General features: G+C 68.0%; 12 protein-coding genes. 8 read left to right on the top strand and 4 right to left on the bottom strand.

From position 1 onward, the window contains the following. A partial coding sequence (locus tag ACK59X_RS13610; protein WP_409957858.1) for a 5-formyltetrahydrofolate cyclo-ligase occupies positions 1–190 on the top strand: 190 nt, incomplete at its 5' end. Between the two features lie 98 nt (positions 191–288). Here the strand turns inward: ACK59X_RS13610 and ACK59X_RS13605 are convergent. Further along, a complete protein-coding gene (locus tag ACK59X_RS13605) occupies positions 289–2,082 on the bottom strand; it encodes a diguanylate cyclase domain-containing protein (protein WP_409957857.1) in 1,794 nt (597 codons plus the stop codon). 191 nt (positions 2,083–2,273) lie between these two features. Between ACK59X_RS13605 and ACK59X_RS13600 the strand changes: the two genes are divergently transcribed. Together ACK59X_RS13600 and ACK59X_RS13595 are read left to right on the top strand one after the other, a co-directional pair. Continuing rightward, positions 2,274–2,960, top strand: a complete 687-nt coding sequence (locus ACK59X_RS13600; RefSeq protein WP_409957856.1) for a glutathione S-transferase family protein — start codon at positions 2,274–2,276, stop codon at positions 2,958–2,960. Between the two features lie 10 nt (positions 2,961–2,970). Next, positions 2,971–3,279, top strand: coding sequence for an NIPSNAP family protein (locus ACK59X_RS13595; RefSeq protein ID WP_409957855.1), 309 nt, complete (start codon positions 2,971–2,973; stop codon positions 3,277–3,279). Here ACK59X_RS13595 and ACK59X_RS13590 read toward each other — a convergent pair. Beyond that, a complete protein-coding gene (locus ACK59X_RS13590) occupies positions 3,276–3,731 on the bottom strand; it encodes a hypothetical protein (protein WP_409957854.1) in 456 nt (151 codons plus the stop codon). The two genes, ACK59X_RS13595 and ACK59X_RS13590, sit on opposite strands and share 4 nt — an antisense overlap. A gap of 80 nt (positions 3,732–3,811) precedes the next feature. On the opposite strand from ACK59X_RS13590, the gene ACK59X_RS13585 reads away from it, so the two are divergent. Continuing rightward, positions 3,812–5,053 (top strand): multifunctional CCA addition/repair protein, encoded by a 1,242-nt coding sequence (locus ACK59X_RS13585; protein ID WP_409957853.1) that lies wholly within the window; start codon positions 3,812–3,814, stop codon positions 5,051–5,053. 9 nt (positions 5,054–5,062) lie between these two features. On the opposite strand, the gene ACK59X_RS13580 is transcribed toward ACK59X_RS13585, so the two are convergent. Continuing rightward, positions 5,063–5,704 carry a DUF1109 domain-containing protein gene (locus ACK59X_RS13580; protein ID WP_409957852.1) on the bottom strand — a complete coding sequence of 214 codons (642 nt, stop codon included), beginning with the start codon at positions 5,702–5,704 and terminating at the stop codon, positions 5,063–5,065. Continuing rightward, positions 5,701–6,243 carry a sigma-70 family RNA polymerase sigma factor gene (locus ACK59X_RS13575; protein ID WP_409957851.1) on the bottom strand — a complete coding sequence of 181 codons (543 nt, stop codon included), beginning with the start codon at positions 6,241–6,243 and terminating at the stop codon, positions 5,701–5,703. The genes ACK59X_RS13580 and ACK59X_RS13575 overlap by 4 nt, the downstream gene beginning before the upstream one ends. Before the next feature lie 208 nt (positions 6,244–6,451). On the opposite strand from ACK59X_RS13575, the gene ACK59X_RS13570 reads away from it, so the two are divergent. From ACK59X_RS13570 to ACK59X_RS13555, 4 genes are read left to right on the top strand one after another with little or no spacing between them, the layout of a single operon-like run. Further along, positions 6,452–6,745, top strand: a complete 294-nt coding sequence (locus tag ACK59X_RS13570; RefSeq protein ID WP_409957850.1) for a DUF2282 domain-containing protein — start codon at positions 6,452–6,454, stop codon at positions 6,743–6,745. Between the two features lie 22 nt (positions 6,746–6,767). Next, entirely contained in the window at positions 6,768–7,604 is an 837-nt protein-coding gene (locus ACK59X_RS13565) for a DUF692 domain-containing protein (protein WP_409957849.1), read from the top strand. Beyond that, entirely contained in the window at positions 7,595–8,377 is a 783-nt protein-coding gene (locus ACK59X_RS13560; RefSeq protein WP_409957848.1) for a putative DNA-binding domain-containing protein, read from the top strand. Before ACK59X_RS13565 ends, ACK59X_RS13560 begins: the two co-directional genes overlap by 10 nt. After that, the gene (locus ACK59X_RS13555; protein WP_409957847.1) at positions 8,374–8,856 is read left to right on the top strand and encodes a DoxX family protein; all 483 of its coding nucleotides are present in this window, start codon (positions 8,374–8,376) and stop codon (positions 8,854–8,856) included. Before ACK59X_RS13560 ends, ACK59X_RS13555 begins: the two co-directional genes overlap by 4 nt. Positions 8,857–8,954 lie beyond the last annotated feature (98 nt).

Genomic DNA, 8,954 nt, shown 5'->3' with positions numbered 1-8,954 from the left:
TGCAGCGGGCGGCTACCGGCTGGGCTATGGCGGCGTCTTCGACGACCGCACGCTGGCCACCCTGCAGCCCAAGCCCTTCACGGTGGTATTGGGATTCACCAACGGCTTTCTGGAAGAGTTCGAGCCGGAATCCTGGGATGCGCCGCTCGACGCGATCCTGAACGACAACGGGGTGGTCTGGCCGGTATAAGAACGTGTTCACGGCCTGTCCCCCTGATTCTCCGTCGGCGCCTTCCCCCTGTGCGCGCCTGGGTGCCTGGCCAGGGACGACTCGGGGCCCGGGACGGCTCAGCCGGCCTGCAGCTCCGAGGCGAAGGCGTAGCAGTCACCGCCTTCGGGACGGCGCTTGCAGGCGTACTTGGCGCTGTCGGCGTCGAGAATCTGTTCGGCGAGGGTTCGGCCATCCGCAGGGTGGCAGGCGATACCCAGGCTCATGCCGACGACCAGGGAGCGGCCTTCGAAGACCAGGGGCTCGGCGGCGCTGGCGGCCATGCGCCGGGCCATGGCGGCGATCATGTCGCGCGAGGGGCTGCCCGCGATCAGCACCGCGAATTCATCCCCACCCAGGCGGGCCACCAGGTCGCCCGCGCGCAACTGGGTGCGCAGGCGGCGCACCATGGCCACCAGCACCGCGTCGCCCGCTGCGTGGCCGTAGGTGTCGTTGACGCCCTTGAAGCCGTCCAGGTCCAGCAGCAGCAGCGCGAAGGGCTGGCCGGCGCGCACGGCGGCCTCGCCATGGCTGGTGAGGCCCGCACGGTTCGCGGCCCCGGTGAGCGCATCCGTGCCCAGGGCTTCCACCAGCTCCTGGGTGCGCACGGTCAGCGCTTCCTCGGACTTGCGCAGCAGGCGTACCCGGGAGGCCATGGCCGCCGCGAAGACGATGGATTCGGCCACCAGCACGGTCTGCGTCATGTCCATCTGCTGCGGCGTCCAGGCCACCCAGCCCCAGCTGGCCACGACGATGGCGCAGATTCCCAAGAGCAGGATGGCCACCCCCAGGCTGTAGAGCACGGCCGGCCAGTAGCGCCGCCGCATGGCCATCACGGCACCGACCGTGAGCACCAGGGTGGACACCATCACGGAAGCCTGCACCAGGCGGAACAGCCACAGCGGGTGCTCACCCAGCAGCCCATAGACAGCCGCCGCCGCCAATGCAGCCACCATGGCCAGCACCACCTTGTCCACGCGCGGCGCATAGTCGGCCAGCCGCAGCAGGCTGCGCCCGAACATCAGCTTGGAGATGGCCCACAGCGGCGGAGCCATGCTGTCGAAGAAGCCCGCCGCCGCCGGCCAGTGGGCAAACGGGTAGCGCAGCGTGTGCCCGTTGAAGCCGGCCAACGCCAGCAGCGCGCCGATGCAGGACACCAGGTACCAGGCATAGATGCTCTCGCGGAACACCAGCAGCATCACGGTGCTGAAGATCGCCAGGCCCATCAACAAGCCGTAGCAGACGCCGTCGAACATGCGCTTGTCCTGTGTGCCCTGCAGGTACTCCGCCAGATCCCATACCCGGGCCGCGTAGAAGCGCGCGAAGGTCGATTCGACCCGGAAGTACACCGTGTAGACCTGGTCGTCGGGCAGGTTGAAGCGCCAGGCCATCTGTTCGGAATCCGCCGGGCGCGTGGCCCAGGGGTGGCGCATTCCGGTGACCACCGGCGGTGCCAATGCCTGGCCCTGGGCGTTGTAGGGGCCGTAAAAGCGCAATTCGTGCGTGGAAACGGTGGGCACCAGCAGCAGGAACTCGCGCAGTGCATCGGCCGGGTCGGCCAGCTGCAGGCGCACCCGGAACCAGAGCACCCGGTCCGATTCGGCGCCCTTCAAGGGATTGTCGGGGTAGGCGAAACGGGCCTCGTTCTCCGGTGTGCGCACCTGCTCGATGCCCAGCGCGCGGCCCTGGTCCTCGAACATGCCCATGAAAGGAACGATCAGCATGCCGCCCGGCTTTGCGGAAATGAGGGCGGGCACATCGCGCTCCACGGTCGTCTGGGCGGCCGCAGGCAGCATGACCACCAGTGTCAGCAGGCTCCACCAGACCCTGCAAAAGTACAGAAAGGACAACGAGCGCATCACCACAACGATCACCAGGGATCGATAGAGAAAAACTAACTACGGACAGGGGATTGTGCCGCAGCCACCAATTTCACGCTGTGCAAACCGGCTTCGATGCGCGACACGCATCAAAGCCCTGCCCATCTGTCATTGGCACAAGCTGCCAGCCGGCGTTAGCATGGAAAGTCTTGCCCGGCTATTCCACCATTCCAAGACGACGATCCATGCCAAAGCTCTATATCGGTAACAAGAATTACTCCTCGTGGTCCATGCGCCCCTGGGTGCTGCTGCGCCAGGCCGGCATCGCATTCGACGAAGTCCGCGTGCGCTTCGACAGCTTCGACGCCGACTCCGAATTCAAGCGGGCGATCGGCCCGGTAAGCCCCACGGGCAAGGTACCGGTGCTGGTGAATGGGGACCTGGTGGTCTGGGACACCCTGGCGATTGCGGAATACATCGCCGAGACCCACCCCGACAAACAGCTCTGGCCCGCAGATGCCAAGGCCCGCGCCCGAGCCCGCAGCGTCTGTGCCGAGATGCACAGCGGCTTCACCGCCCTGCGCGGCAACTGCCCCATGAACATCGAGGCCGACCTGGCCGAGACCGGCGCCCTGATCTGGCGCGACAAGGCCGGCGTGCGTGCCGACGTGCAGCGCCTGGTGGAGATGTGGAGCGCCCTGCTCGAGGAACATGGCGGCCCGTTGCTGTTCGGCCAATTCACCATTGCCGACGCGTATTTCGCCCCCGTATGCATGCGCCTGCACAGCTACGGCCTGCCCGTGCCCCCGCAGATCGCGGCCTATGTGCAGCGCGTGCGCGCCCTGCCCGGCGTGAAGGCCTGGATCGACGACGCCCTGGCGGAGAAGGATTTCCTCGACTTCGAGGAACCCTACCGCCTGCGCCACGTTTGAGGAGAAGCGCATGGCGGTCACCATCTACCTGCGCTACGTGCTCAACACATCCAAGCTCAAGGAATTCGAGCACTACGGCAAGCTGTGGATCCCCCTGGTCGAGAAATTCGGCGGCCAGCACCACGGCTATTTCATGCCCAGCGAGGGCGCGAACAACATCGCGCTGGCACTGTTCACCTTCGAGAGCCTGGCGGCCTACGAGGTCTACCGCCAGCGCTCCATGGACGATGCCGAATGCCAGGCTGCTTTCCGCTATGCGGAAGAGACGGGCTGCATCATCAGCTACGAGCGCAGTTTCTTCCGGCCGGTGTTCTCCTAACGAAACTGCTTGCGCAGCAGCGCCCGATGCCGCGCGATGTGCGCCAGCTGGGCTTCGGCGACGATGCCGCCCAGGTCCTCGCCGTCCCCGTTGAGCACCGCATTGGCATGGCGCAGGGCGCGCGCCACCACCTCGTCTTCGCTCACCCCCTGCTGCGCCGCCAGGTCCAGCGCAACGCGCTTCATGGCGCGCTGCGACAGCATCCACATGGCGCCAAAGGAGTCCCAGGCGGCCGCCGTATCCTTGAACTTGTCGCGGTCGGCCAGGATTTCGTTGAGCGGCTTGGCCAGGATCTCCTGCAAGGACTCCAGCTGGGCCTGCATCGCCTCGAACTGCGCTTCGCGCTGCAGGGCCTCGGCCGCGGCATTGGCGGCAGCATCGGGGGCCGCAGGCACCGGCACACTGCCATCGGGGTTGAGCTGCGCGATGGTGAGGGAGGAGGAGATGGACATGGCGATGACCGTGGGCTGGTGAGGGGCGCACTATACGGCGTCTACAGCGGCGTTACCCGCAGCTCACCTACACTGCCGCCATGCAAATCTACATGGTAGGGGGCGCAGTGCGCGACGCGCTGCTCGGGCGCCCCGTGAATGACCACGACTGGGTGGTGGTGGGCGCCACGCCCGAGCAGATGCTCGCGGCGGGCTACCTGGCCGTGGGCCGTGATTTCCCCGTCTTCCTGCACCCCGAGACGCGCGAAGAGTACGCGCTGGCGCGCACCGAGCGCAAGAGCGGGCGCGGCTACCGCGGCTTCGTGGTGGAGACCTCGCCCGAGGTGACGCTCGAAGAAGACCTGTCTCGGCGCGACCTGACCATCAATGCCATCGCCCGGAGCCCCCAAGCACCGGACACCCTGGTCGACCCCTATGGCGGGCAGAAGGATCTGCAGACGCGCGTGCTGCGCCATGTGACCGATGCCTTCCGCGAAGACCCGGTGCGCATCCTGCGGCTGGCACGCTTTGCCGCGCGCTTCACCGACTTCACCGTGGCGCCCGAAACGATGGCGCTGATGCGCCAGATGGTGGCCGAGGGCGAGGTGGACCACCTGGTGCCCGAGCGCGTATGGCAGGAGTTGGCGCGCGGGCTGATGGAGGCCAAACCCTCGCGCATGTTCGAGGTGCTGCGCGATTGCGGGGCCTTGCAGGTATTGCTGCCCGAGGTGGCGCGCCTGTGGGGTGTGCCCCAGCGTGCCGAACACCACCCCGAGGTCGACACCGGCATCCACCTGATGATGGTGCTGGACATGGCGGCGCGCCTGGACGCCCCGCTCACCGTGCGCTTTGCCTGCCTGGCCCACGACCTGGGCAAGGGCACGACGCCGGCCGACGTGCTGCCGCGTCACATCGACCATGAACGGCGCAGCGCCGAACTGCTGCAGGGCGTGGCCGAGCGCCTGCGCGTGCCCGTGGACTGCCGCGAGATCGCCGACGTGGTGGCGCGTGAGCACGGCAACATCCACCGCAGCGGCGACCTGGCTGCCGCCCCGCTGGTGCGCCTGCTGGAGCGCTGCGACGCGCTGCGCAAGCCCGGCCGCATGCCCGATATCCTGCTGGCCTGCGAGTGCGACGCGCGTGGCCGGCTGGGCATGGAAGACAAGGCCTACCCCCAGCGCCCGCGCCTGCTGGCCGTGCTGGCGGCCGCACAGTCGGTGGTCACGCGCGAGATCGCGGCCAAGGCAGCTGCCAAGGGACTGGCCGGCCCGCAGGTCGGCGACCTGATCCACCAAGCCCGGGTTCAGGCAGTTGCCCAATGGCTCGCCGCCAACCCGTCCTGAGCGCTGGAACTACCAGCGCAGCAGGCGCGGCCCCAGCACCGCCCCCAACGCCGTGGGCAGGGCCATGCCGGCCAGGTACCACACGGCGATGAAGGGGGAGGCCATCTCGGGGCAGTGCAAGGCGTAGACCAGGGCGCCCAGCGACCCCGACAACAGGCCGGCACCGGCGCCGGCCCAGGCCAGGCGGGTGGGGGCAGCGCCCTTCAGGGCCCAGAAGCTGGCGATGAAGGCCGGCACCGACAGCAGCGCGATGTTGAACGGGCAACTGCGCCAGGTGCTGCCCAGCACCAGCGCCATGCGCTCGGCCGGGTCCACCTGGGACAATGCCCCCGCAGCCATGCCCCACAGCACCAGCGGCGGCACCGCCACCAGTGCTGCCATGCGGCCCACCGCCATGCCCGGGCGCGCCATGCGGCGCAGCAGTGCCACGCCTGCGGCGGCCAATGCGGCAGCAAACACCAGCTTGGTCCAGAACATCGGCAGCCCCATGGTCTGCACCAGGTCGTGGCGCACCCCGAATACCGCGGCCATGAGCACGGCCGCCCCGGCGATGCCTGCCAGCGATGCCACGGCAAAGCGGCGCTCGATGTCCCGCGCCGGTACCGGGCCGGCATCGGTGGCCAGCAGTTGGATCAATTCATCGGTTTTCATGCCATTCCCCTGATCTTGGCGGCCAGGGCCTTGAGTCCCCGGTGCACGCCGATTTTGACTGCCGACTCCGACAGCCCCGTGAGTTGCGCCGTCTCCACCACCGACAGTCCTTCGAGCTTCACATGCACGATGGGCAGGCGCTGGCGGTCCGGCAGCGTCTGCAGCAACTGGCCCAGGTCGCGCCGCGCCTGGGCTGCATCGCCATCGCTGGTCGAGAACATCTCGTTGGCATCGTCCAGCGGATCGTTGAGGCCTTCCTTCACCCGGTGGGAGCGCAGCCAGTCGATGAGCTTGTAGCGCGCAATCGCATGCGCCCATGCCGTCACCGGCATGTCGGGCCGGTAGGTATGGCGCTGGTTGTGCACCGCCAGCAGCGTCTCCTGCACCAGGTCCTCCACCTCGTCGGGCCGCTGCGCCAGCCGGCGGCGCAAAAAGGCGCGCAGGTGGGCACTCAGCTCCTTGAGGAAGCGCTGGTAGGCCGCTGCATCGGCGTCCAGCCCCAACAACAGCAAACCGCGCAGCCTTTCTTCAATGTCCATGCTCTCTCCCTGACAGGTATTCGCAACCACGGGCCGCCCGGTTACAGCGGGGCAGAAAAATTTGTTGTGCTCTTTTTTTGTGGCCGGTGTAACCCGCCCGCCTGCCACTGCGAATTACAACGCAGATCGGCCGCCACGGTGCGCACCGCACAAGCACTCCGGTCTGCATGTTCGTACCAACACTTTTCTATTTTTCGGAGAACCCGCCATGACTTCACGCACCCTCAGCCTCGGCGCCCTGGCGCTTGCAGCCCTTGCATCCGGCGCAGCCATCGCACAGACCAAGCCCGCCACGGATGCCGCAGCCAAGCCTGCCATGGAGAAATGCTATGGCGTGTCCATGGCCGGCAAGAACGATTGCGCCGCAGGCGCCGGCACCACCTGTGCCGGCACCTCGAAGGTGGACTACCAGGCCAATGCCTGGAAGTTCGTGCCCGCCGGCACCTGCGCGTCGATCAAGACGCCCAAGGGCATGGGCTCGCTCACGCCCATGAAGAGCTGATCCAGCGCACTTGCCCAGCACCATGCCAACGCATCCCACCGCGGGCCTGGGGCTCAAGCCCCAGCACTACACCGAGGCTGTGCAATGCACCGACCCCGGCCTGTGGTGGGAGGTTCACCCCGAGAATTACCTGGCCGACGGCGGCCCGCGCCTGGCCTGGCTCGAAGCCATCCGTGCGCGGCATCCGGTGGCCCTGCACGGGGTGTCGCTGTCGCTGGCGGCCGATGCGCCGCCCGATGAAGGCCACCTCGCACGGCTGGCGGCACTGGCCCGGCGCATCGAGCCGGTCATCGTCTCAGAGCACCTGGCCTGGTCCACCTGGCGCGGCCACTACCTGCCCGACCTGCTGCCATTTCCGCGCACCCATGCGGCGCTGGCACGCATTGCCGCCAACATCGCGCGCACGCAGGACGTGCTGCAGCGCCCCATCGCCATCGAAAACCCCACGCACTACCTGCACATCGAGGGCCATGACTGGTCCGAGACCGATTTCCTGACCGAGCTGGTGCAGCGCACCGGCTGCCGCCTGCTGCTGGACGTGAACAATGTGCATGTGAGTGCCCACAACCTGGGCACCCACGCCGAGGACTACCTCTGTACCTTTCCCCTGCATGCCGTGGCCGAGATCCACCTGGCCGGCCACCAGGCCGACCCGTCGCTGGGCAACGCCCTGCTGATCGACAGCCACGATGCACCGGTGGCCGATGCCGTCTGGCGGCTGTACCAGCGCGTGATCGCAGCCACCGGCCCGCTGCCGACCCTGATCGAGCGCGACGACCAGTTGCCGGCGTTCGAGGTACTGCTGGCCGAGCGCAACCGCGCCCATCGGGCTCTGACCGAGGCCCTGCCATGCAATTGAGTACATTCCAGGACGGCTTGGCCGATGCGCTTTTGCCCGGCACCGGCGGCCCCATGCAGGCCGCAGCATGGCTTTCGGCCCTGCAGTCGCAACCCGGCTTCGCCGTGTACCGCAACACCGTGCGCAAGGCCTGCATCGATGCGTTGCAGGCCAACTACCCCACCGTCTGCGCGCTGGTCGGCGAAGACTGGTTCCGTGCGGCGGCAGACCGGTTTGTTCAGGAGAACCCGCCGGAAGACTCCCGGCTCATGGCCTATGGCCAGGGCCTGGCGGATTTTTTGCGCAGCTTCGGGCCGGCCGCCGGCCTGCCCTACCTGCCTGCGGTGGCCCACCTGGACCGCTGCTGGACCGAAAGCCATCTGGCGGCCGACGCGCCCGCGCTCGACGCAGCCTGGCTGGCCTCGCAGCCGCCCGAAGCCCTGGCCAGCCTTTGCCTGGCGCCGCACCCTGCCGCGCGCTGGGCCTGGAGCGAGGAACACCCGGCCAGCACACTGTGGCAGCGCCAGCGCGGCCAAGCCCCCATGGAGGCCGAGCTGGCCTGGGAGGGCGATGGCGCCCTGCTCACCCGCCCCGAGGGTGCCGTGCAATGGGCCTTGCTGTCGCGCGCGGGCGTCGCCTTTCTGGACGCCTGTACCGCCGGCCTGCCGCTGGAGCTTGCCGCAACCCAGGCGCTGCAGGCCGAGCCCGGAGCCGACCTCACCGCACTGATGGCGCAGTTGCTGCAGGCCGGCGCCCTGTGCGCCCCATCCCACCTTGCCGAGAACACACCATGAACAGCACTCCGTATCCCGAGACCACACCCACGGCGCCCGCCACCGGACCCCGGCATTGGTTGGGCCGGCTGGCCGATGGCATGGCCTGGCTCACGCCGCACAGCCTGCTGGCGCTGGTCAATCGCCTGGGCATTGCCGCCATCTTCTTCCTGTCGGCACGCACCAAGGTCGAGGGCTGGTTCACCATCTCCGACAGCGCCTACCTGCTGTTCCGCGAGGAATACAAGCTGCCCTTGCTGCCGCCCGATCTGGCCGCGCAGATGGCCACGGTGGCCGAGCATGTGTTCCCGGTGCTGCTGGTGCTGGGGTTGTGCACGCGGTTGTCGGCCCTGGCACTGCTGGGCATGACACTGGTGATCCAGGTCTTCGTCTACCCCGATGCCTGGCCGACCCACCTGTCGTGGGCCGGGCTGCTGTTGTACCTGGCTGGGCGTGGGGCGGGCAATCTGTCACTGGACCGGCTCTTCGGAATCCGCTGAGCCGAAAGCGGGGTCAGCCCACGCTGCGAACCCAGCGGGCGATGTCACTCGCGTTCATGGCACCCGAGACGCGTGCTGCCTCTTGGCCGTCCTTGAAC

Origin of the sequence: Acidovorax sp. (assembly GCF_046339755.1) — a bacterium.
Lineage (GTDB): Bacteria > Pseudomonadota > Gammaproteobacteria > Burkholderiales > Burkholderiaceae_C > Acidovorax.
The sequence above is the reverse complement of the archived record's forward strand: the minus strand, read 5'-3'. Positions and strand labels throughout refer to the sequence as shown.

Bases quoted from the DNA above. Each gene is read 5' to 3' on its own strand.
- ACK59X_RS13600 (WP_409957856.1), top strand. From the start codon at position 2,274: ATGCCAAAGCTCTATATCGGTAACAAGAATTACTCCTCGTGGTCCATG.
- ACK59X_RS13595 (WP_409957855.1), top strand. From the start codon at position 2,971: ATGGCGGTCACCATCTACCTGCGCTACGTGCTCAACACATCCAAGCTC.
- ACK59X_RS13590 (WP_409957854.1), bottom strand. From the start codon at position 3,731: ATGTCCATCTCCTCCTCCCTCACCATCGCGCAGCTCAACCCCGATGGC.
- ACK59X_RS13585 (WP_409957853.1), top strand. From the start codon at position 3,812: ATGCAAATCTACATGGTAGGGGGCGCAGTGCGCGACGCGCTGCTCGGG.
- ACK59X_RS13580 (WP_409957852.1), bottom strand. From the start codon at position 5,704: ATGAAAACCGATGAATTGATCCAACTGCTGGCCACCGATGCCGGCCCG.
- ACK59X_RS13575 (WP_409957851.1), bottom strand. From the start codon at position 6,243: ATGGACATTGAAGAAAGGCTGCGCGGTTTGCTGTTGTTGGGGCTGGAC.
- ACK59X_RS13570 (WP_409957850.1), top strand. From the start codon at position 6,452: ATGACTTCACGCACCCTCAGCCTCGGCGCCCTGGCGCTTGCAGCCCTT.
- ACK59X_RS13565 (WP_409957849.1), top strand. From the start codon at position 6,768: ATGCCAACGCATCCCACCGCGGGCCTGGGGCTCAAGCCCCAGCACTAC.
- ACK59X_RS13560 (WP_409957848.1), top strand. From the start codon at position 7,595: ATGCAATTGAGTACATTCCAGGACGGCTTGGCCGATGCGCTTTTGCCC.
- ACK59X_RS13555 (WP_409957847.1), top strand. From the start codon at position 8,374: ATGAACAGCACTCCGTATCCCGAGACCACACCCACGGCGCCCGCCACC.